General features: G+C 68.5%; 22 protein-coding genes. 8 read left to right on the top strand and 14 right to left on the bottom strand.

Going from position 1 to position 19,642, the window contains the following annotated elements:
* Positions 1–6: 6 nt before the first annotated feature.
* From IEY58_RS01980 to pqqA, 6 genes are read right to left on the bottom strand one after another with little or no spacing between them, the layout of a single operon-like run.
* The gene (locus IEY58_RS01980) at positions 7–924 is read right to left on the bottom strand and encodes a quinoprotein relay system zinc metallohydrolase 2 (protein WP_189041887.1); all 918 of its coding nucleotides are present in this window, start codon (positions 922–924) and stop codon (positions 7–9) included.
* Positions 921–2,042 (bottom strand): pyrroloquinoline quinone biosynthesis protein PqqE, encoded by a 1,122-nt coding sequence (gene pqqE / locus IEY58_RS01975; RefSeq protein ID WP_407648372.1) that lies wholly within the window; start codon positions 2,040–2,042, stop codon positions 921–923. The genes IEY58_RS01980 and pqqE overlap by 4 nt, the downstream gene beginning before the upstream one ends.
* On the bottom strand, positions 2,039–2,332 hold the full coding sequence (pqqD, locus tag IEY58_RS01970; RefSeq protein WP_189041885.1) for a pyrroloquinoline quinone biosynthesis peptide chaperone PqqD: 294 nt from the start codon (positions 2,330–2,332) through the stop codon (positions 2,039–2,041). Before pqqD ends, pqqE begins: the two co-directional genes overlap by 4 nt.
* Positions 2,329–3,069 (bottom strand): pyrroloquinoline-quinone synthase PqqC, encoded by a 741-nt coding sequence (gene pqqC / locus IEY58_RS01965; protein WP_189041884.1) that lies wholly within the window; start codon positions 3,067–3,069, stop codon positions 2,329–2,331. The genes pqqD and pqqC overlap by 4 nt, the downstream gene beginning before the upstream one ends.
* A complete protein-coding gene (pqqB, locus tag IEY58_RS01960) occupies positions 3,066–3,983 on the bottom strand; it encodes a pyrroloquinoline quinone biosynthesis protein PqqB (protein WP_456057515.1) in 918 nt (305 codons plus the stop codon). Before pqqB ends, pqqC begins: the two co-directional genes overlap by 4 nt.
* A gap of 55 nt (positions 3,984–4,038) precedes the next feature.
* Complete coding sequence (gene pqqA, locus IEY58_RS34765; RefSeq protein WP_189042485.1) at positions 4,039–4,119, bottom strand: pyrroloquinoline quinone precursor peptide PqqA; 81 nt, start codon at positions 4,117–4,119, stop codon at positions 4,039–4,041.
* A gap of 348 nt (positions 4,120–4,467) precedes the next feature.
* Between pqqA and nosP the strand changes: the two genes are divergently transcribed.
* Together nosP and IEY58_RS01945 are read left to right on the top strand one after the other, a co-directional pair.
* On the top strand, positions 4,468–5,610 hold the full coding sequence (gene nosP / locus IEY58_RS01950; protein ID WP_189041880.1) for a nitric oxide-sensing protein NosP: 1,143 nt from the start codon (positions 4,468–4,470) through the stop codon (positions 5,608–5,610).
* Positions 5,607–8,252, top strand: coding sequence for a hybrid sensor histidine kinase/response regulator (locus tag IEY58_RS01945; RefSeq protein WP_189041878.1), 2,646 nt, complete (start codon positions 5,607–5,609; stop codon positions 8,250–8,252). The genes nosP and IEY58_RS01945 overlap by 4 nt, the downstream gene beginning before the upstream one ends.
* 18 nt (positions 8,253–8,270) lie before the next feature.
* Here the strand turns inward: IEY58_RS01945 and IEY58_RS01940 are convergent, their stop codons facing one another.
* Entirely contained in the window at positions 8,271–8,528 is a 258-nt protein-coding gene (locus tag IEY58_RS01940; RefSeq protein WP_189041870.1) for a hypothetical protein, read from the bottom strand.
* A gap of 177 nt (positions 8,529–8,705) precedes the next feature.
* A complete protein-coding gene (locus IEY58_RS01935) occupies positions 8,706–9,371 on the bottom strand; it encodes a LuxR C-terminal-related transcriptional regulator (protein ID WP_189041868.1) in 666 nt (221 codons plus the stop codon).
* Between the two features lie 321 nt (positions 9,372–9,692).
* Here IEY58_RS01935 and gfa point away from each other — a divergent pair, with 321 nt between their 5' ends.
* A complete protein-coding gene (gfa, locus tag IEY58_RS01930; RefSeq protein WP_189041866.1) occupies positions 9,693–10,268 on the top strand; it encodes an S-(hydroxymethyl)glutathione synthase in 576 nt (191 codons plus the stop codon).
* A gap of 127 nt (positions 10,269–10,395) precedes the next feature.
* Here gfa and IEY58_RS01925 read toward each other — a convergent pair whose 3' ends face one another.
* The 5 genes from IEY58_RS01925 to IEY58_RS01905 form a co-directional block, all read right to left on the bottom strand.
* Positions 10,396–11,013 carry a hypothetical protein gene (locus IEY58_RS01925; RefSeq protein ID WP_189041864.1) on the bottom strand — a complete coding sequence of 206 codons (618 nt, stop codon included), beginning with the start codon at positions 11,011–11,013 and terminating at the stop codon, positions 10,396–10,398.
* A gap of 23 nt (positions 11,014–11,036) precedes the next feature.
* A complete protein-coding gene (locus IEY58_RS01920; RefSeq protein ID WP_229743424.1) occupies positions 11,037–11,903 on the bottom strand; it encodes an ABC transporter permease in 867 nt (288 codons plus the stop codon).
* A complete protein-coding gene (locus tag IEY58_RS01915; protein WP_189041861.1) occupies positions 11,900–12,697 on the bottom strand; it encodes an ABC transporter ATP-binding protein in 798 nt (265 codons plus the stop codon). The genes IEY58_RS01920 and IEY58_RS01915 overlap by 4 nt, the downstream gene beginning before the upstream one ends.
* The gene (locus tag IEY58_RS01910; RefSeq protein WP_268237542.1) at positions 12,697–13,653 is read right to left on the bottom strand and encodes a YVTN family beta-propeller repeat protein; all 957 of its coding nucleotides are present in this window, start codon (positions 13,651–13,653) and stop codon (positions 12,697–12,699) included. The genes IEY58_RS01915 and IEY58_RS01910 overlap by 1 nt, the downstream gene beginning before the upstream one ends.
* Positions 13,654–13,742: 89 nt before the next feature.
* On the bottom strand, positions 13,743–15,002 hold the full coding sequence (locus IEY58_RS01905) for an ABC transporter substrate-binding protein (RefSeq protein WP_189041857.1): 1,260 nt from the start codon (positions 15,000–15,002) through the stop codon (positions 13,743–13,745).
* A 232-nt stretch (positions 15,003–15,234) separates the two neighbouring features.
* Between IEY58_RS01905 and IEY58_RS01900 the strand changes: the two genes are divergently transcribed.
* The 4 genes from IEY58_RS01900 (at position 15,235) to IEY58_RS01885 (ending at position 18,315) form a co-directional block, all read left to right on the top strand.
* Complete coding sequence (locus tag IEY58_RS01900; RefSeq protein ID WP_189041855.1) at positions 15,235–15,741, top strand: DUF3280 domain-containing protein; 507 nt, start codon at positions 15,235–15,237, stop codon at positions 15,739–15,741.
* Between the two features lie 92 nt (positions 15,742–15,833).
* Positions 15,834–16,832: an ABC transporter substrate-binding protein gene (locus IEY58_RS01895; protein ID WP_189041853.1), complete on the top strand. Its 999-nt coding sequence runs from the start codon at positions 15,834–15,836 to the stop codon at positions 16,830–16,832.
* Positions 16,833–16,864: 32 nt separating this feature from the next.
* Positions 16,865–17,590, top strand: a complete 726-nt coding sequence (locus IEY58_RS01890) for an ABC transporter permease (protein ID WP_229743423.1) — start codon at positions 16,865–16,867, stop codon at positions 17,588–17,590.
* Positions 17,587–18,315, top strand: a complete 729-nt coding sequence (locus tag IEY58_RS01885) for an ABC transporter ATP-binding protein (protein ID WP_229743456.1) — start codon at positions 17,587–17,589, stop codon at positions 18,313–18,315. Before IEY58_RS01890 ends, IEY58_RS01885 begins: the two co-directional genes overlap by 4 nt.
* Here IEY58_RS01885 and IEY58_RS01880 read toward each other — a convergent pair.
* Positions 18,294–18,518 (bottom strand): hypothetical protein, encoded by a 225-nt coding sequence (locus IEY58_RS01880; protein ID WP_189041849.1) that lies wholly within the window; start codon positions 18,516–18,518, stop codon positions 18,294–18,296. The genes IEY58_RS01885 and IEY58_RS01880 overlap by 22 nt on opposite strands.
* A 143-nt stretch (positions 18,519–18,661) precedes the next feature.
* Between IEY58_RS01880 and fghA the strand changes: the two genes are divergently transcribed.
* Entirely contained in the window at positions 18,662–19,501 is an 840-nt protein-coding gene (fghA, locus tag IEY58_RS01875) for an S-formylglutathione hydrolase (protein ID WP_189041847.1), read from the top strand.
* Positions 19,502–19,642 lie beyond the last annotated feature (141 nt).

Here is a 19,642-nt window from a genome sequence, read left to right as displayed (position 1 = left end):
CGGGATCTACTCCCATTCGAGTTCTTTGAACGCCGCTGTAACGTTCCGCCCGTTATAGTCGTCGAACAACAGCCATTTGCCCCGTTCGCTTTGGCCGACGCGAGCGACCGCGGTCTCGATGTCGCCGCCCTTGGCAAGGAGCGTCCGGATCTCCGTCGCGAGCACGTTGAAATAGCGTTCCTCATCGGCCGCGGCCGCCGGCCAGGGCACGACAGGTGGTCCGTGGCCCGGCACCGCACGCGTCGCGGGCAGCGTCTTGAGTTCGTCCAGCACCTTGAGCCAGCCCAGGAGGCTGCCGTCGATCGACGGGATACGGTTGACGAACAGCAGGTCGGCCGCCCACAGCGTCTTGGTCTCGCGGTCGAACACCGTCAGGTCATTGTCGGTATGGGCCGTGTCGTAGGCCTGGAGCTCGAGCACGCGGCCGCCCAGGTCGAGCTCGGCCTTGTCCGCGACCAGCAGAGTCGGCATCGCATAGTCGCCGACCCGGTCGCGGCCCAGGATCGCCGCCAGCTGCTTGCGATAATATTCGCCGCGCTCGGCAAGCTCGCCCGCCAGGCGCTGATGGCCGACGAACACCGGGTGATCGGGCACGAACGCGACGCACCCGAACACATGGTCTGGATGGCCGTGGCTCATGACCACATAGCGGATCGGCAGGTCCGTCTTGGCGCGCACGGCGGCGCGCAGCCGCTCGCCGTCGCCGAGGCTGCCGCCCGGATCGATGACCGCGACCGCCGCCGGTCCAACGATGAAGCCGATATTGGCGATGGCGTCGTCGTTCTCGGCGGTCGCGTCCTCCTGCACGCCCGGGCGCACGAAGATGCCCGGCGCCACCTCCGTCATGGTGAAGGGTTGCGGCTCGGCGGCACCCGTCACGAACCAAGCCGCCGCAAAGAGCGCGGCCAGACGCCCGGGGCTCATGCCTCGACCGTCGGCCTCGCCCCTATCCGGCGATAGACGAAGTCGGACCGGGTCGCCCGGTCGGCGTCGCCGATTGCCGCCAGCAGGACCTGGTGATGGGGCGAGAGCGCGCAGGCCGGGTCGGTGTTGCCGGCGTCGCCGGTCAGCGCCAGCGCCTGGCAGCGGCAACCGCCCCAGTCGATCTCGCGCCGGTCGCAGCTGCGGCACGGCTCGGCCATCCATTGGGTGCCGCGATAGAGCTCGAAGGCCGGCGCCGAGCGCCAGATCTCCGCCAGCGGCTCGTCGCGCACGGACGGGAAGGCGACACCCGGCAGCGTCTCGGCCGCGTGGCACGGCAGCGCCTTGCCGGCCGGCGTGATGTTGATGAAGCGCCGGCCCCAGCCGCCCATGCAGGCCTTGGGGCGCTCGGCATAGTAATCGGGTGGCACGTAGTCGATGACCATGCGGCCCTTGAGGCGCCGGCGCGCCGCCTCGACCTCGGCCGTCGCCGCCTCGAGCTGGTCGCGGCTCGGCAGCAGCCGGTCACGGTTGACGAGGCCCCAGCCGTAATATTGCACGTGGGCGACCTCGATCCGCTCGGCGCCGAGCTCAAGCCCAAGCGCGATCATCGCCGGCAGATGCTCCATGTTCTGCCGATGGATCACGAAATTGAGCGTGAGCGCCAGGCCGGCACGCCGGACCAGCGCCGCCGCCGCGAGCTTCTTCGCCTGGGCACCCGGCATGCCGCCGATCCGCTCCGCATTCGCTTCCTCGACGTCCTGGAAGCTCAGCTGGACGTGATCGAGCCCGGCCGCCACAAGCTCGGCCAGCCGATCCTCGTCGAGCAGCACGCCCGAGGTGATGAGGTTCGTATAAAGCCCGCGCTCGGCCGAGCGCCGCACCAGGGCGGCAAGGTCATGGCGGACCGTGGGCTCGCCGCCGGAGAAATGCACCTGCAGGACGCCGAGCGCCGCCGCCTCATCGAGCACGCGAAGCCAGGTCTCGGTGTCGAGTTCCTCGTGGGCGCGCAGGAGCTCGAGCGGGTTGGAGCAATAGGGGCATTGCAGCGGGCAGCGGTGCGTCAGCTCGACCAGCAGGCCCATCGGCGGCGCCAATCCGCTTATAGGCTGGCCGCTCATAGACTGATCGCTCCCTTGTCGGCGAGATCGCCCAAGAGCCGCGCGACGTCGCCGGCGATGAGCGGGCGCGGCGCGTCGTAGCGGGCGACCAGGTCGTCGACGATGGCGCCGAGGCTGCGCACGCCGTCGACCAGCTTCAGGATCTCGACCGCTTGCTCGTCCGGCACGAACAGCCGTTCCGGCGCCAGCAGGACCCAGGCCTGCCGCACCTCGTCGAAGCGGAACTTCACGCCGCGGCCGAACGCCGGCACGCGCTCTTCGGCCGCCATTTTGTCGGGGGGGACGCTCATCGCCGATCGTCCGGCACGAAGGCGCCCGGCGGGATGAAACCGGGCTCGACATAGGCGAAATGGAGCGCGTCGAGCTGCGACCAGAGCACGTCGCACTTGAAGCGCAGTGCCGCCAGCACGGCCTCCTGCTGCTCGACCGTCACCGCGTGCTCGCGCACATATCCCAGCGCGAAATCGGCGTCGCGCGGCGCCTGCGTCAGGCGCGGCGTGAAATAGGCGAGCGTCTCCGGCGTCACGAACGAGTAATGCGCGAGCATGCCCGAGACGCGCTCCGCGATGATGGTCGGCGAGAACAGCTCGGTCAGCGACGAGGCGATCGCCTCGAGGATGCTGCGCTCGCGGACGAGGGCGACATAAGCGTCGACTGCGAAGCGCGTGCCGGCAAGGATGCCCGCCGTCGATTCGACATAGGCGCGCTCGAGCCCGACACCCTCGGCCAGCTTGAGCCAGCGCGCGACGCCGCCGGTGCCGGGCGCCGTACCGTCGTGATCCTCGAGCCGGCTGCGCCAGGCCCGGCGCAGATCGGCGGTCGGCAAGCGCGCGAGCAGGCTCGCGTCCTTGGCGGGGATGCGGCTCTGGTAATAGTAGCGGTTGAGTGCCCAGGCCTGAACCTGGCCGCGGTTCAAATCGCCGCCATGCAGGCGCCGGTGGAACGGGTGCAGGTTGTGGTAGCGCTCTGCCCCGATCGCCCTCAAGGCGGCTTCGAGCGCGTCGGGCGACATCGGACCAGCGGTCATAGCGTCACTTCCATCCCGTCGTGGGCGACATCCCATCCCGCGGCCTCGACGATCGCCCGCTCGGGCGAGTCGCTGAGCAGCACCGGATTGGAATTATTGATATGGATGAGGATTTTGCGCCCGATGTCGAGTGCGCTGAACGCAGCAAGCGTGCCGGCCGGGCCGTCGACGCTCATGTGCCCCATGCGGCCACCGGTCTTGGTGCCGAGCCCGGCGCGGATCATCTCGTCGTCGGTCCAGAGCGTACCGTCGAAGAACACGGCGTCGGCGCCGGTGAGCCGGCGGGCGAGCGCCTCGGTCATGGCGGCGCAGCCGGGTACGAAGCACAGGCGCCGCTGCCCGTCCCCGACCGCGATGCCGATCGTCTCCTCACCCTCGATGATGGGCGGCGGTTCTCCCGGCCGCTCGAGATAGAGCGGCACCTTGCCCGGCACGGCGAAAAACTCGATGGCAAGGCGCCGTCCGTCCGCCGCCTCGGCTACGGTCACGGCCTCTCCGAGCGCGATCGGCCGGCGGACGACCAGATCGCGCGCCAGCACCTCGAAAATCGGATTGACGTCGAGCACCGCATGGATGCGGCGCGTCGCATAGATGGTGAAGGGATGGCGTTCGCGCAGCGTGAGCAGGCCGGCGATGGCGTCGACGTCGCCGCCCGTCAACGCCACGGCCGCGATCGGCGAGGAGCGCAGGCCCTCGCGCGGCTGGAGCTGCGGTGTCGCCTCGATCTGCTGCCGCAAATCGGGCGAGGCGTTGAGGAGCACCCACGCCTCGCCGTCAAGGCTGACGGCGAGCGAGGCCTGCGTCGCCGGCCGCGCCGCCCGGTCGCCGCGTCGCGCCCGCCGGCACGCGGGGGCGTGCGAGTTCCATTGCGGAAAGCCCCCACCGGCCGCCGCACCGAGGACGACAACGCGCATCACGTTTATCCGACGGCCGGCGGCGCGATGACCGCCGAACCCCGGCTTTCGTACGTTATTTGAGTTCGGCGCAGGCGTAGCAGTTGATTTCGGCGCCGAGGGCGATTTCGACGATTGTCGGGGTCTTCCAGGTCATCGCGCTTTCCTCCATCCGTGATTTGGCATTTGGGACTAGGCTGGACGATCTCGACGGACCGGCAACCGCTCTCGCACGGCGCGCGATCCGGTGGCCTCCGTTTCCGCGGAGAACATACTCTTCCGAACGCGCTATTCAGCACGCCGTTCCGCCAGGCGTGCAATACGACTAAAGAAGCATTGTCGTCGGCGAGCCAGCTTTGAATGCTGCAACTCGTACGGGCCGATGTGTCCCGAGCGGCCGGCGCGCGATCCGGCATTCGATCCGTCCCGACCAGCCGCCATCCCAGTGGCGCTTGCCATCCCTGTGGCGAGCGCGTCTGATCGGTCCGCGGAGGTAGAACGACCGATGCCGACTACGCTGTTGCGAAGAGGCGGTTCCGATGCCGCCGATCCCTGGTCGGCGGTCGGCGCGCTGCATCAGCAGATCGGCGGTCCCGACCTCGGCTTCGCTCTGATCTTCTGCTCGCCGCGCTACGATCCGTCGCAGGTTGCAGCCGCGATCCGCCACTATTTCGGTGACACGCCCGTGTTCGGCTGCACCACGGCCGGCGAGATCACGCCGTTCGGCTATATCAGCGGGGGCTTGAGCGGCATCGGCTTCCCGGCGGGCGATTTCGCGGTCGCCGCCGCGCTGTTCGAGAATTTGCAGGACTTCACGATCGCGGTGGCGGCCGACCTGACCCAGGCCGCCATGGCCCAGCAGGCGGAACAGACGAGCCGCGGACCGCTCGCCGACGCCGGCAGCTTCGCCCTGCTCCTGGTCGACGGCATGTCGGTGCGGGAGGAGCAGTTGGTGAGCGCCATCGGCAATACGCTGAACGGCATGCCGCTCGTCGGCGGGTCGGCGGGCGACGGTCTGGACTTCAATCGCTGCTATGTTTTCTACGACGGGCGTTTCGTCAGCGACGCCGCCGTGCTGCTGTTGATCACGACCCGACGGCGCTTCGCCGTGTTCAAGACCGAGCATTTCGTGCCGACCGACTGCAAGATGGTCGTGACCGGCGCCGATCTCGACCGGCGCCGCGTCCACGAGATCAATGCCGAGCCGGCCGCCTCCGAATATGCCCGGCTCGTCGGTCTCGACGGCCAGCCGCTCTCGCCCAAGATCTTCGCCGCCCATCCGGTCATGGTGCGCGTCGGCGGGCAATACCACGTCCGGGCAATCCAGAAGGTCAACCCGGACCACAGCCTGACCTTCTTCTGCGCGATCGACGAAGGCATCGTGCTGACCGTCGCCAAAGGCGTCGACATCCTGGAGGATTTGAAGGAACTGTTCCGCCGGCTGCGCCGGGACGTCGGCCCGCCCGACCTCATCATCGGCTGCGACTGCGTGCTGAGGAACCTCGAGATCGAGCAGCGCCGTCTGAAGGCCGCCATCTCGAAACTGTTCGTCGAGCAGCATGTCGTGGGCTTCTGCACCTACGGCGAACAGTATATGTCGATGCACGTGAACCAAACTTTCACCGGCGTCATCATCGGTGCGCCATGACGGTCGCGGAAAACAGCAAGGCGTTGGACCAGGCGGTACGGATCGCAGATCTCGAGCGCAAGGTCGCGAAGCTCGAACGGATCAACCGCGTGCTGATCAACCGGGTCGAGCGCAGCATGGACGGCCAGGGCTCCGCCTTCTCGCTGTTCCAGACTGCAATCGTGCTCGAGGCGCAGATCCGCGCCCGCACGCTCGCCCTCGAGCGCACGCTCGCCGATCTCGAGCAGTCCTACCACCAAGCCGCCAAGGCCCAGGAGCAGGCGGAAACCGCGCGCCTACGCCTGCTCGCCGCCATCGAATCGATCAGCGAGGGCTTCGCGCTGTTCGACGCGGCGGACCGGCTCGTGCTGTTCAACCAGCGCTACCTTACCTTCTGGCCGGGCATGGCCGACCGCATCCACACCGGCATGCTGTTCGCCGACATCGTCCATCTGGCGATCCACCACAAATGCGTGCTCGACGCCTATCGCGACCCGGACGGCTGGATCGAGCGCCGGATGCAGCAGCACGCCGACAGCCACGGCCCCTCGGTCCATGCCTTGAGCGACGGCCGCTGGATGCAGGTCAACGAGAAGCGGACCCGCGACGGCGGCATCGTCGGCATCTATACCGACATCACCAACCTGAAGCGGGCCGAGACGCAGCAGCGCGAGGCCGAGCTCGCCCAAAAGACCGTCCTGCTGCAGGCGACGCTCGACAACATCTTCCAGGGCGTTGCGGTCTACGACCGCCAGCTGGCGCTCGTCGCCTGGAACAATGAATTCGTGCGGCTGCTCGACCTGCCGCCAGCCTGCGTGGCGCCGGGTGCCGGGTTCGACGACCTGCGCGCCTTCAACCGCACGCTGGGCGAGCACGGCATCGCCCAGCCGGGCTTCCTCAATCCCGAGGAGGGTGCGCTGCCGCTCGGCTTCGAGCAGATCTGGCGCAGCGGGCGTATCCTGCACGTCGACCGCAACCCCATGCCGGACGGCGGCTTCGTGCTGACCTTCACCGACATCACCCGGCGCAAGCGGTCCGAGGAGGCGCTGCGCGACGGCGAGCGCCGCATCCGCCTCGTCACCGACGCCATGCCGGCACTCATCGCCTATGTCGATGCGGAAGAGCGCTACCAGTTCGTCAACGAGCCCTATCGGCAATGGCTCGACCGGCCGGTCGAGGAGATCCTGGGCCGCGAGATGGGCGACCTGCTGACGCCGGAGATCTACGACCGCCGCAAGGATTTCGTCGACCAGGCGCTCGCCGGCGAGCGGGCCGATTTCGAGATCGAGCTGACGCCGTCCGGCGCGCGCGAGCCGCGCTATGCCCATGTCAGCTTCGTGCCGCACTTGGGCGACGAGCGGCAGCGCCTCGGCTTCTTCACGTTGATGCAGGACATTACCGAGCGGCGCCAGGCCGATGCGGCGATCAAGGAGGCGAACGAGACCCTGGAGCGGCGCGTCGCCGAGCGGACTGCCGCCTTGACCCGCCTCAACGACCAGCTGCATCGCGAGATTTCCGATCGGCGCGAGATCGAGAAGGCGCTGCAGATCGCCAAAAGCGAGGCGGAGCAGGCCAACATCAGCAAAACCCGGTTCCTCGCCGCCGCGAGCCACGATCTGCTGCAGCCCTTGAACGCGGCGCGCCTGTTCGTGTCGGCGCTCGCCGATCTCGACCATCCGAAGCCCAATCGCGGGCTTATCAGCAACATCGAGATTTCGCTCAGCGCAGTCGAGGAGCTGCTGGCAGCACTGCTCGACATCTCGAAGCTCGACGCGGGCGCAGTCCTGCCCGAGCTCGTCGATTTCCCGATCGCGAGCCTCCTGGGCCCGCTCGTGACCGAGCACCAGGCGCTCGCCCAGGACCGCGGCCTCGCGCTCCGGCACGTGCCGTCCCGCGCCGTCGTGCGCAGCGATATCCGCCTGTTGCGCAGCATCGTGCAGAACTTCCTGTCGAACGCCATCCGCTATACCGGAGAGGGGCGTGTGCTCATCGGCTGCCGTCGGCGCGGCGGCGGCCTCAAGATCGAGGTCTGGGACACCGGCCCCGGCATCCCGGCGGACAAATTGGACGAGATCTTCGAGGAATTCCGCCGGCTCGACACCGGCCGCGAGCACGACCAGGGCATTGGGCTCGGTCTCGCCATCGTGAAGCGCGCGGCCAAGATGCTCGACCTGCCGATCGAGACCCGCTCGGTCCTGGGCCGCGGCTCGGTCTTTTCCGTGACGGTACCACTCGGCCACAAGCAGCCGGCGGCAGCACGCCGTCCGACGGCCCGCCGGACGCCCGGTGCCTTCGCCGACCCGATGCTGCTGGTGGTCGACGACCAGCAGAGCATCCTTGCCGGCATGCAGGCGATGCTCGAGGGCTGGGGCTGCACCGCCGCGGTCGCGGCTTCCGGCGACGAGGCGCTGGGCCTGCTCGAACGGCTGCCGCGGCCGCCGGACCTGGTGATTGCCGACTATCACCTGGATGCCGGCCAGACCGGCATCACCGAGATCGCCCGCATCCGGCAGGCGCTCGGCCGGTCGGTGCCGGGCATCATCATCACGGCCAATCACGCGGCGGCGGTGCAGGACCAGGTGCAGCAGCACGGCCTGTGGCTGCTGCGCAAGCCGCTGAAACCGGCGCAGCTCCGCGCGCTCCTGAGCCAGCTCCTGCCTTAGGACGGCCCGACCGCGGCCTCAGCCTTTCGGCTTGCCGTCAGGATATTCCCAGAGCGTGCACACCTTTTCCTCGCTGGGCTCCCACTCGTGGGAGTAGCCATTCCCGCCGAGGAAGACCGAGGCCGGATGGTATCTGGTCTCGGTCCGGCTCTGCAGGCAATTGCCGCGATCGGGGGCCGCACAGGAAGCGAGCGCGAGAACCAATCCGGCCAGCAAGCCGAACCGTGCCGCGCCGCTTCGGAGCGACGCTCCGTTCGACTGAGTGCTCGACATCACCGCTGACATCCAATCCAGTTCAATAATTAAACTAGATGGGCAGGCAAGTTTCTGATGCAAGTAGGTTGCCAGCCAGGCGGATTGAAGTCCTGTCGGAGGGACGGGCGCGTGCTCGGCCCGGGCAATCTCACTCTCGGAGCGCCCCCAAGCTCGAAAGCCCGTTAACCTTGGAAGCCCTTAAACTTCGGCGATGTCGCCGAAGCTCGTCAGGTGCAGCCGCCCGGCCATCACTACGGCCTGGGTCCGGCTATAGACGTTGAGCTTGTGCAGGATGCTCGAGACATGGGCCTTGACCGTGGTCTCGGCGATATCGAGCTCGTAGGCGATTTCCTTGTTGAGCTTGCCGGTGCCGAGCAGCTGCAGCACCTTGCGCTGCTGGGGCGTCAGCGAGCTCAGGCGCTGGGCGAGCTCCGCGTCGACACGATCGGTCGACGCCACGCATTCCTGCAGATGCGGCGGCGTGTAGGTCTCACCAGCCGCAACGAGATTGAGCGCGCGCACGATCTCGTGGCGCGGCGTCGATTTCGGAATGAAGCCGGCGGCACCGAGCGCCAGCGCCTCGGCAACGAGCTGCGGATCCTCGAGCGCCGAGATGATCACGACCGGCGTCGTCGGGAACCGGCTGCGCAGGGTCAGGAGCCCCTCGAACCCGTTGACGCCGGGCATGCGCAGATCCAGCAGGACGAGATCGGCCTCGCCACTTTCGGCCAGCCGATTGAACAGCTCGCCAAGCGTCGAGGTCTCGATGACCTCGATCTTGCCGAATGCTGTGGTCGCCGCCAAGGAAAGTGCCAGAGCACCCCGGATCATGGGGTGATCATCCGCGATGACGATCTTTTTCATACCCGGCCTCTCTGGGCCTTACTCCCTGCTGCCGATACTAGCCGAGGTTGCAGGGAATCACCAAGCGGGAACAGATTCGAGCCGTTGCCATCAGAGAGAGAACCGTCTTGTCCCTAAGTACTATTGGCGAGGCCCGCCACGCCGTCGAAGATAGCGGCGGCGGACACGGCTCGTCCCGGACTTCTTCGTCCTCGGGACGTGAGGCGGCAGCCCACTACCTTGCAACGCAACGGGATTTCAGGTTCCGGGCGGTCGTCGACGTGGGATCGGGGACCGGCTGGGCCGACCGGAGAAAAACGTCTATTGCGGAGGAAACTTCTGATGAGCGCGATTTCGATCCATCCGTCGGTCGATCACGGCTGGAAGCCGGCCGCACCGAATTTTGGCGGGGGCACCCTTACCTGCAAGTGCGCACAGAACCCGGTCGTGGTGACCATCAAGGGCCAGAGCGCGCACAATCACGTCTGCGGCTGCACCAAGTGCTGGAAGCCCCAGGGCGCCCAGTTCGCGATGATCGCGGTCGTGCCGCGCGAAAATCTGCAGGTGACCGAAAACGCGGACAAGCTTGCCGTCGTCGACCCGTCGGCCGCGATCCAGCGCCATGCCTGCAAGGGCTGCGGCGTTCACATGTACGGCCGCATCGAGAATGCCAAGCATCCGCTCTACGGCTTGGACTTCATCCATACCGAGCTCTCGCAAGAGACGGGCTGGTCGCCGCCGGAATTCGCCGCATTCGTCTCCTCCATCATCGAGTCCGGTGCCGATCCGGCGAACCAGGGCGCCGTGCGCTCGCGGCTGAAGGAACTCGGCCTCGAGCCGTACGACTGCCTGTCGCCGCCCCTCATGGACTTCCTTGCGACCCAGGCCGCGAAGGCCTCGGGCGTGCTCAGGGCCTGAACGGCACCGCAATCTTCTCCCCTGCCGGGCCCACTCCCCGAGCCCGGCAGCTCCCCGGGGGGCAGCCGATCTCGGTACGAGCCCCTCTTCGCCTCCGGCCGACAAGGCCGGAGGCGCCTTTTTTCTTTCAGTGTCCGGTGTCGGCCTGCAGGAGCCGCGCATAGTCGCCGAGCCGCGCCTCGAGTTCGACCGGCACCTCGCAGGCGTAGCGCATGGTGCGCTGCGTCTCCTCGAAGCTGCGCACGACGAAGTCGCGGCGTTGCACGATCTCGGCACGGCGGGCGGCCGCATCGCCCGTCGCGTCCGGAGAAATCGCCTGCAGTTCGTCGGTGACATGGGCGATCACGTCGCCGAGCTCACGCTGCCGCCGCGTCAGCTCCTCGATCCGGCCCATGACCTCGTGCCGCTGGTCGTTCGTCGCGTCGACGAGGCCCAGGAACAGGACCGGCAGCACGCGCCGCCGCTCGGCCGGCTTCAAGCGCTTGGCGAAGGCCGCGAGCTTCGCGTGGCTCTCGTCGAGCGGCACCTCGCGCGGCGCCGCATCGGCGACGAGCGCCGCCACTCGCGGGTCGGCGTGCCAGTCCGCCTTATCCGGCAGCGGCCCGTTCCAGAACGTCCCGGCCGTGAGCGCCGGCACGAAGCGCTGCTGGCAGGGCCAGTCCGGGTTCTGTCCCGGAATCGCCGCCCGCGCCGGACCTGCGGAAACAGCCAGCAGTGCCACGACGGCCGGCAACAGCCGATGCATTCTTATCCCCTTGATCGTCACGCTCATTCCGCCCCGCCCCGCCGCTGCACCAGGCCGCGCCCCGGATCGTAGCCATAGACCGCGAGCGCCATGAAAATCACCAGGAAGGCCACGACGATGCCGGCCGCGAGCCAGTCGACCTGGCCGTAGAGCGCGAAGCGGACGAGCTCGGTCGCATGGCTGAACGGGTTCACCTGGCAGATCCAATAGAGCGTGAGGCTCGCCTCCTTGACGTGCCACAGCGGATAGAGCGCCGAGGAGGCGAAAAACATCGGGAAGATGACGAAGTTCATGACGCCGGCGAAATTCTCGAGCTGGCGGATGAAGGACGACAGCACCAGGCCCAGCGCCCCCAGCATGAGGCCCGACAGCGCCAGCGCCGGCAGCACCGCGACATAGCCCCAGACCGGCGGCTCGATCTCCCAGAACCAGGCGATGGCGAGGAAGATATAGGCCTGCACGATCGAGACGATGGTGCCGGCAATGAGCTTTGCCGTGAGCAGGAACCAGCGCGGCAGCGGGCTTACCATCAGGAGCCGCATGCTGCCCATCTCGCGGTCGTAGACCATGGAGAGCGAGCTCTGCATGCCCTGGAACAGGAGGATCATCGCGATCAGGCCCGGCGCGATATAGACCTCGTAGGGGATGTAGGTGTCGTAGGGCGGGATGATCGAGACGCCGAGCACGAAGCGGAAGCCGGCCGCGAAGACGCCGAGCCAGACGAGCGGGCGGACGAGCGCCGAGACGAAGCGGCTGCGCTGATGGACCCAGCGCAGCGCCTCGCGCCGGACGATGCCGGCGAGGCAGCGGGCATAATGCGCCGGCCCGAGTCGCGGCACCGGCGCCGCCTCGGTCACCTTGCCGACCGCCGCCATCGGCGCGCCGGTCACGACGGCTTCCCCATGGACGAGGCGCCGGCGACCAACCGTTCGAACGCTGCCTTGAGGGTGGTGGTGCCGGCATCGCGCAGGATCTGCGGCACCGCGCCGTCGGCCAGCACCCGCCCGCCGTGCAGCACGATCGCCCGGGCATCGGGCCCGGCCTCGTCGATCAGATGGGTCGCCCACAGCACCGCGAGGCGCCGCTCGGCGCAGAGCCGGCGGACATGATCGAGCAGGAAGGCCCGGCTCTCCATGTCGAGCCCGACCGTCGGCTCGTCGAGCAGGAGCAGCGCCGGCCCGTGGACGAGGGCCCGGGCGAGCTCCACCCGCCGCCGCTGCCCGCCGGACAATTGCCGGATCCGGTCGCGGCGCCGGGCCGCAAGCCCGACGCGCTCGAGCTCTGCCGCGATACGGGGTGCCGCGGCCGAGCGCGCCATGCCGTGGAGCGAGGCGTGGTAGTAGAGGTTCTGCTCGATCGTGAGATCGAGGTCGAGGGTCGGCTGCTGGAACACGACGCCGATGCTGGCCAGCGCCGGCGAGGGATCGGTGACGATGTCATGGCCGAAGACGGCGATGCGGCCGCGCCGGCAGTGATAGAGGCCGGTCGCCAGCGAGAAGAGCGTCGTCTTGCCGGCGCCGTTCAGGCCCAAGAGCACGGTGAAGTCACCCGGCGCCAGCGCGAACGCGACTTTGTCGAGCGCCTGGCGCGCGCCGAACGCGTGGCTCACGTCTTCGACCGAAAGCGCCGGGACAGCCAGGGACGAGGCTTGGGGCGCGGAGGGCGATACGGCGGCAGACAGCATCAAGGCGCCACCACCACGCCCCAGGGCAGCCGGCCAACCGGCACCGATTTCGTCACCTTGAGCGCCGGCACGTCGATCACCGACATGTCGTTGCTGACGCCGTTCGTGGTGTAGAGCCAATGCTCATCGTCGGAGAAGGCGAGTTGCCAGACGCGCTGGCCGACCAGCAGGTATTTCTTGACCTCGTAGGTCTCAGCATCGACAACCGCGACCCGGTTGGCCGGGCCCAGCGCCACGAAGGCGAGCTTGCCGTCGGATGTGAGCAGGACGCCGACCGGCTGAATCGATTCCGTGGGCACGCCCGGGATCGCGAAGCTGATCTTCTTGATCACCTTGTGCTGCGCCGCATCGATGACCGAGACCGTGCCGCCGACCTCGGACGACACCCAGACCTGTTTCGCATCCTTGGTCCAGCGCGCGACGCGCGGGCGACTGTCGACCAGCACGTTGGCGATCACCTGGTGGCTCGCCGTGTCGATGAAATGGGCCATGCTGGTCGTCTCGGATGTGTTGACGAGCGTCTTGCCATCCGGGCTGATGCCCATGCCCTCAGGCTCGACGCCGACCGGAATCTCGTTGGCGATCTGGCTCGCGCCGATGTCGACGACCGAGACCATGTTGTCGTTCTCGTTCGAGACGTAGAGGTATTTGCCGTCGGGGCTGATCGTGAACGTCTCGGGATCGGGCCCGCTCGGCAGGGTTTGCGTCACGGTCAGGCTCGCGAGGTCGAGCACCTCGATATGGTCCGCATCGCTCGTGCAGATGAACAGGCTCTTGGCATCCTTCGAGAGGATGATGCCACGCGGGCGCGCGCCGACCGGCACGGTCTTGATCGTGGTCAGCGACTTGCCGTCGAGCACGGTGATGGTGTTGTCCTTCTCGTTCGAGACGAACAGCCGCTCGGCCATGGCGGGGCGGGCAAGCAGAAGCAGCGCCGTTCCGATCGCCAAGACCACCCTCACCCTCCCTCTCCCGCGCCCGCGGGAGAGGGTGCCGAGCGGAGCGAGGCGGGTGAGGGTCGTGCCGCTGGACTCGCAAGCCCCCCTTATTTCATGTGGCATGACGTCTCCGGCTGGTCGACGCCGAGCGTGTCGAGCTCGGAAAATTGATGCAGGAAGCCCGGCTGGGGCGAGACCGAGACGAGCGAGCGGGCGTCGGCGAGCAGCACCGGCTGACGCAGCTGGCCGTCCCAGGCGCGGAAGCTCAACCGGGCGCCCTTGAATGCCGCCAGTTCGAAATTCGCCCCGCGCATGAACTGCCCGATCGCCTGGGGATCGGTGCTGCCGCCGTGCGCCGCCGCCTCGCCGATCGCCCGAACCGCCATCCAGGCGCCGTAGTCCCGGTCGGTCATCCAGCGCCCCGCCTGCTTCAGGAACCGGCTCTGCAGTTGCGTGCCGCCCCATTGCTCGAACGGCCGGGCCCAGGCGCTCGGCACCAGGCCCTGGGTCCCGGCGACGGGACGCGCGTCGGTCTGGCGATAGGCAAGGTCGTCGCCGAAATTATCGCCCTCGTCGGCCACGACCAGCACGTCGTAGCTCAGCCCTTGCGTGAAGCGCGCGACCTCCGCCTCGATCGCGTAATGGCCCGTGTCGGTGCGTCGGGCGCCGGGGTCATAGGTCCAGGGCTTGTCGGCGACGATATGGATCTGGAATTTCGCCGCGGCGTGGCGGATCGCGTCGGCATAGGCCTTGTCCTCGGGATTGGGCCCCGAGACGAGCAGGATGTTGCGCCATTTCTTGACGGCCAGGTACTGCATCAGCGCATCGGCCAGCATGGCCCGGCTCGGCAGCAGGTGCAGCACGTTCGCCCGGCAGCCGTCGGCGCGCAGCATGTCGTCTTCCGCCGTCGCATCCAGCAGGGTCACGTCCTTGGCCTGGGGCAGATCGGCGATGCGGATGAGGAGCGGCGCCGGCAGGTCCGTGATGAAGATCTTCTCGCCGGCCGCGGCCAGCCGCTCGAACGCGGCCACCACGCCGTCCTCGTCGGGCGCCGTCGCCTCGGTCAGGTGGTAGTTCTGCTGGATGAAGCGCCCGGTCGTCTGGTCGTCGGCGAGCCCGAGCCGGGCGCCCTGGAGGCCGTCATCGGTCGGCGGCTGGTCGAGATAGCTGAGCGGCAGCGTTCGCTTGACCGCGAGTCCCAGGTAGGCGAGCTCGACCGTAGCCGCCGGTGCCGCCGCCGCTGGAGGTGCAGCGGTCGCTGGGGGCGCAGCCGCCCCTGGCGCTGTCGCCGTCTGGGCCGCCGCCGTCATCCAGACCATTCCTGAGATCGCGAGACCAATCGTCCAGGGACCGAGCCGAAGCTGCATCCATCTCCCTCCCTTGACGCCGCCCCTCGACGCCGCCGGTCTCGTTCTTCTGGCTCTCGTTCTTCTGGCCGGTCACGCCCCTGTTCGCGGAGCGTCAGTCGTCCTCGCTGACCGAAGATACTGCAACGTCGTTTTCGGGCAATGCCATAGGACTATTGGCCAGTGGGGGAAATCGTGGAGCGGCTTATCCTGACCGGTCGAACCCCTCTTCGCGAGGAGCCGGCCCCCGGTGATGCGTCCGATCGTCCGCTTCGGCATTTTGTCAGCCGTCGCCTTGATTTTAGAGGCGTCTGCCAAGCCGCCCGTGCCGATCGCTGTGTTCGACGTGCTGCTGATCAACACCTCGCCGGCCGCCACGACGGCGGAGGAACGCGATCGCGCCCGCCGGCTCGGCGATCAGTTGCGCGACGCCTTGTCGCGCTCCGGCCGCTACCGCGTGGTCGACACGACGGCGGTGCAGGCGACGCTCGACCAGGGGCCGGACCCGCTCCATTGCAATGGCTGCGAGCTGCCGCTCGCCCGGCAGGCGGGAGCACGCCAGGCGGCGGTCATGTGGGTCCAGAAGGTCAGCAACCTGATCCTGAACATCAATCTCGCGATCGAGGATGCCCGGACCGGCGCCCGGGTCCGCTCGGGCAGCGTCGACATCCGCGGCAATACCGACGAGTCCTGGACGCGCGGCCTGAGATTCCTGTTGGACGACCAGATCATGGTGGACCCAAAGGGGGGCCGGCATTGACTTCGCCCGACAGCACGGCCTCGAATGGACGGAGCGGATCGGTCAAGGTTCGACGGGACGCCCAAATGACAGGTGCCGGGGGGAAAGGTGCGATGAGGCTCGATCGCCGAGCAGTGCTGCTGGCCCTGCTGTCGGCCCCTTTAGCGGCCCATGCAGCCCCGACGCCCGCAGCCGGCGCTGCGGCGGCATCGATCCGCATCGGCGTCCTGCGCTTCGGGACCGTCTCGTGGGAGCTGGACGTGGTGCGCCGGCACGGCTTCGACACGGCGGCCGGCGTTGCCGTCGAGCCGGTCGAGTTCGCCGCCGCCCAGGCGACCCAGGTGGCGCTCCAGGCCGGCAAGGTCGACATGGTGGCGCTCGACTGGCTGTGGGTCAGCCGGCAGCGCAGCGAGGGCGCCGACTGGTGCTTCACGCCCTTCTCGAACGCAGTGGGCGGCCTCGTCGTGCCAGCCGCCTCGCCGATCCAGAGCGTCGCCGACCTGCCCGGCCGCAAGCTCGGCGTCGCCGGCAGCCCGCTCGACAAGAGCTGGCTCATCTTGCGTGCCTATGCTGAGCGCACGCACGGCATCGATCTCGACACCGCAGTCGACAAGAGCTTCGGCGCGCCGCCACTGATCGCAGAGGAGCTCAAGGCCGGACGCCTCGACGCGATGCTGACCTTCTGGCCGTTCGTCGCCAAGGCGGAGGCCGCGGGCATGCGCGCGATGCTCACCATGGACGCGGCGATAAGCGCGCTCGGCATCTCGGCCACGGTGCCGGTCGTGGGCTATGTCTTCTCAGAGAAATGGGCCACGCGGAATAGGGCTGCCGTCGACGGCTTCCTGAGTGCGGTCGCTGAGGCGCGGCGGCGCCTCGCGACGGATGATGCCGAATGGCGTGCGCTGGCACCCTTGACCGGCGCCGCCGACGATGCCGAGCTCGAACGCCTCAAGACCTGGTATCGCCGCGGCATCCCGACCCATTGGGGGACGCAAGAGCAGGACGCGGCGGAACGGCTGTTCGAGGTGCTGGCTGAGATCGGCGGACCGACGCTGGTCGGCGCGGCAAAGACGATCGCGCCCGGCACGTTCTGGCCGGGCGCGGCCTACTAGGCGTGGCGCCGCCCCTCGGACGGCTCCCACGGTTGCGGCTCCTGTCGCCGCTGCTGCTCGTTGTCATATGGGAGGCCGCCGGCCAGCTCGTCCACGACCGCATGCTGCCGCCGGCCAGCACGGTCTTCGGCGTGCTGGGCCGGGAGATCCTGACCGGCCCACTGCCCGGCGACCTCGCGGTGACGCTCGGCCGGGTCGCAGCCGCCTTCCTGCTGTCGATGGTGCTGGGCAGCGCGCTCGGCCTCGCGATGGGCCGCTGGCCACGGGTCGATCATTTCTTCGAAAGCTGGCTTACGGTCCTGCTCAACGTGCCGGCGCTCGTGCTGATCGTGCTGCTCTACATCTGGTTCGGCCTCAACGAAGGGGCGGCGGTCGCGGCGGTGGCGCTCAACAAGCTGCCGCAGACGGCGGTCACGATCCGCGAGGGCCGCCGCGCCGTCGACCGCGAGCTCGACGAGATGGCGCGGAGCTTCGGCATGACACGGTGGCGCACGCTGCGCCACGTCATCCTGCCGCAGCTCACGCCCTATTTCTTCGCCGCGGCGCGCAACGGCCTGTCGCTCATCTGGAAGATCGTGCTCGTGGTCGAGCTCTTGGGCCGCGGCAGCGGCGTCGGCTTCCGCATCCAGCTCTATTTCCAGCTGTTCGACGTGCCGCGCCTGCTGGCCTACACGCTCGCCTTCATCCTGGTCATGCAGGCGTTCGAGTGGAGCGTCATGCTGCCGCTCGAGCGGCGCGTCAACCGGTGGCGCCGATGATCCTCTCGGTCGAGATCGCAGAGAAACGCTTCGGCGGCCGGTCGATCCTGGGACCGCTCGCCTTCACGCTCGACGCGGGCGAGATCCTGGCGATCGTCGGCCCGTCCGGCTGCGGCAAGACCACGCTGCTCCGCATCGTCGGTGGTCTCGACCCGAACTATCGCGGCACGGTGCGCTGGCACGGCAGTGCTGCACCCAGGATGGGCACCGTGTTCCAGGCCCCGCGCCTGCTGCCCTGGCGTACGGTCCGGCAAAATCTCGATTTGGTGCGGCCGCCGGGCGGCGACGCCGCCGCGCGCGACCGGCTGCTTGAACGACTGGGCCTCGCCGCGGCGCGCGATGCCTTTGCCTCCGAACTGTCGCTCGGCATGGCGCGCCGGCTGGCGCTCGCCCGTGCGCTCGTCGTCGAGCCGGACCTGGTGCTGCTCGACGAGCCCTTCGTCTCGCTGGACGAGGCGGCGGCAGCGACGGCGCGACAGGTGCTGCTCGACGCCTGGCGGGCGCGGCCGGCGGCAATGCTGCTCGTGACCCACGACCTGGGCGAGGCGGCATCGCTTGCCGACCGCATCCTGCTGCTATCGCGCGATCCGGCCCGCGTCATCGACACGGTGAGCGTACCGGCACCGTTGCGCCGCGCGGGCGGTCCGCCGGCGCTCGATCTCGCGAACACGATCCGGCGGCGGCTGGGCGGCCCGCCCGCCCCTCACTTCTTGGCCGGCGGCTGACGGCGGCAGATCGTCCTGACATAGGCCGTCGTGCCGACCTCCTTGCCGAGCGGCGAACGGGCGACGACGTCCTGCCAGCCGGTGGCGCAGCCAAGCTCGTTCTGGACGACCGTCGACATCACGTCGGCCGCGGTCTCTTCCGTGCAGCGGTCGATCGCGACGGTATTGAGGCAGATCAGGATGACGGCGACGAATTCGTTCATCGGCCCTACTCCGACCAATCGGCGACACTGGCCCGTGCCGCCCGCTGCCGTCAAACCCTACGAAAGTCGCAGAGGCGCCCGGCTTCCGCCCAGCGATGACCGTCGCTAGAATTCCGGGTTCCAGTGCTCGGAGGATACGCGCGATGACCCTCTCGACCCGCAGCGAGCAGCGCTGCTTCGGCGGCCGCATGGGTTTCTACACCCACCGGTCCGAGGCGACCGGCACGGACATGGCGTTCGCGGTCTATCTGCCACCCCAGGCGGCCCGCGGGCCGGTCCCGGCGCTCTATTATCTCGCCGGCCTCACCTGCACCGAGGAGACGTTCGCGATCAAGGCGGGCGCCCAGCGGGTGGCGGCCGGCCACGGCCTGGCGCTCGTCGCCTGCGACACGAGCCCGCGCGGCGCCAACCTGCCCGGCGAGGACGACAGCTGGGACTTCGGCACGGGCGCCGGCTTCTATCTCGATGCAACCGCCGAGCCGTGGTCTCGCCACTATCGGATGGCGACTTACGTGAACCGCGAGCTGCCGGCGCTCGTCGAGGCGAATTTCCCGGTCCGGCCGGGCCGCCGCGGCATCTTCGGCCATTCCATGGGCGGGCACGGCGCGCTCGTCTCGGCCTTGCGCCAGCCGGCGCTGTGGCAGTCGGTGTCGGCCTTCGCGCCGATCACCAATCCCGTCGCCGTGCCCTGGGGCGAGAAGGCGTTTTCGTATTATCTAGGCCCCGACCGCGCCCGCTGGGCGGAGTGGGACGCGAGCCTGCTCATGGCGAAGCGGCCCTATCCCGGCCCGATCCTGGTCGACCAGGGCCTGAGCGATCAGTTCCTCGAGATCCAGCTGCGTCCGGAGCGGCTCGAGGAAGCGGCGGCCCTCTCCGGCCAGGAACTGACGCTGCGCCGCCACGAGGACTACGACCACAGCTACTGGTTCATCCAGAGCTTTGTCGCCGACCACGTGGCGCATCACGCACGCCTGCTGCTCTGACCGCGTGATCTGTAGGATCGGCCTAGAAGGTCGCGCGCACCATTCCCCTCGGGAATAAGGTTTAGTCTTGCGCCCCGCCTACCTGGGAACGGGCATGGCCGTCATCTTCCTCACGTGATCGCCGCTCGGGCGGCAGCCAAC

The sequence above is a fragment of the Aliidongia dinghuensis genome, from assembly GCF_014643535.1.
In the GTDB taxonomy this organism is placed as follows: domain Bacteria; phylum Pseudomonadota; class Alphaproteobacteria; order ATCC43930; family CGMCC-115725; genus Aliidongia; species Aliidongia dinghuensis.
This window is presented reverse-complemented; position numbering and strand designations above follow the sequence as displayed.

Excerpts from the sequence above, each read along its gene's own strand:
- pqqB (WP_456057515.1), bottom strand. The coding sequence starts at position 3,983 with ATGCGCGTTGTCGTCCTCGGTGCGGCGGCCGGTGGGGGCTTTCCGCAA.
- IEY58_RS01900 (WP_189041855.1), top strand. The coding sequence starts at position 15,235 with ATGCGTCCGATCGTCCGCTTCGGCATTTTGTCAGCCGTCGCCTTGATT.
- nosP (WP_189041880.1), top strand. The coding sequence starts at position 4,468 with ATGCCGACTACGCTGTTGCGAAGAGGCGGTTCCGATGCCGCCGATCCC.
- IEY58_RS01905 (WP_189041857.1), bottom strand. The coding sequence starts at position 15,002 with ATGCAGCTTCGGCTCGGTCCCTGGACGATTGGTCTCGCGATCTCAGGA.
- pqqE (WP_407648372.1), bottom strand. The coding sequence starts at position 2,042 with ATGAGCGGCCAGCCTATAAGCGGATTGGCGCCGCCGATGGGCCTGCTG.
- IEY58_RS01885 (WP_229743456.1), top strand. The coding sequence starts at position 17,587 with ATGATCCTCTCGGTCGAGATCGCAGAGAAACGCTTCGGCGGCCGGTCG.
- IEY58_RS01880 (WP_189041849.1), bottom strand. The coding sequence starts at position 18,518 with ATGAACGAATTCGTCGCCGTCATCCTGATCTGCCTCAATACCGTCGCG.
- IEY58_RS01895 (WP_189041853.1), top strand. The coding sequence starts at position 15,834 with ATGAGGCTCGATCGCCGAGCAGTGCTGCTGGCCCTGCTGTCGGCCCCT.
- IEY58_RS01915 (WP_189041861.1), bottom strand. The coding sequence starts at position 12,697 with ATGCTGTCTGCCGCCGTATCGCCCTCCGCGCCCCAAGCCTCGTCCCTG.
- pqqA (WP_189042485.1), bottom strand. The coding sequence starts at position 4,119 with ATGACCTGGAAGACCCCGACAATCGTCGAAATCGCCCTCGGCGCCGAA.
- pqqC (WP_189041884.1), bottom strand. The coding sequence starts at position 3,069 with ATGACCGCTGGTCCGATGTCGCCCGACGCGCTCGAAGCCGCCTTGAGG.
- IEY58_RS01945 (WP_189041878.1), top strand. The coding sequence starts at position 5,607 with ATGACGGTCGCGGAAAACAGCAAGGCGTTGGACCAGGCGGTACGGATC.
- gfa (WP_189041866.1), top strand. The coding sequence starts at position 9,693 with ATGAGCGCGATTTCGATCCATCCGTCGGTCGATCACGGCTGGAAGCCG.
- IEY58_RS01935 (WP_189041868.1), bottom strand. The coding sequence starts at position 9,371 with ATGAAAAAGATCGTCATCGCGGATGATCACCCCATGATCCGGGGTGCT.
- IEY58_RS01925 (WP_189041864.1), bottom strand. The coding sequence starts at position 11,013 with ATGCATCGGCTGTTGCCGGCCGTCGTGGCACTGCTGGCTGTTTCCGCA.
- fghA (WP_189041847.1), top strand. The coding sequence starts at position 18,662 with ATGACCCTCTCGACCCGCAGCGAGCAGCGCTGCTTCGGCGGCCGCATG.
- IEY58_RS01980 (WP_189041887.1), bottom strand. The coding sequence starts at position 924 with ATGAGCCCCGGGCGTCTGGCCGCGCTCTTTGCGGCGGCTTGGTTCGTG.
- pqqD (WP_189041885.1), bottom strand. The coding sequence starts at position 2,332 with ATGAGCGTCCCCCCCGACAAAATGGCGGCCGAAGAGCGCGTGCCGGCG.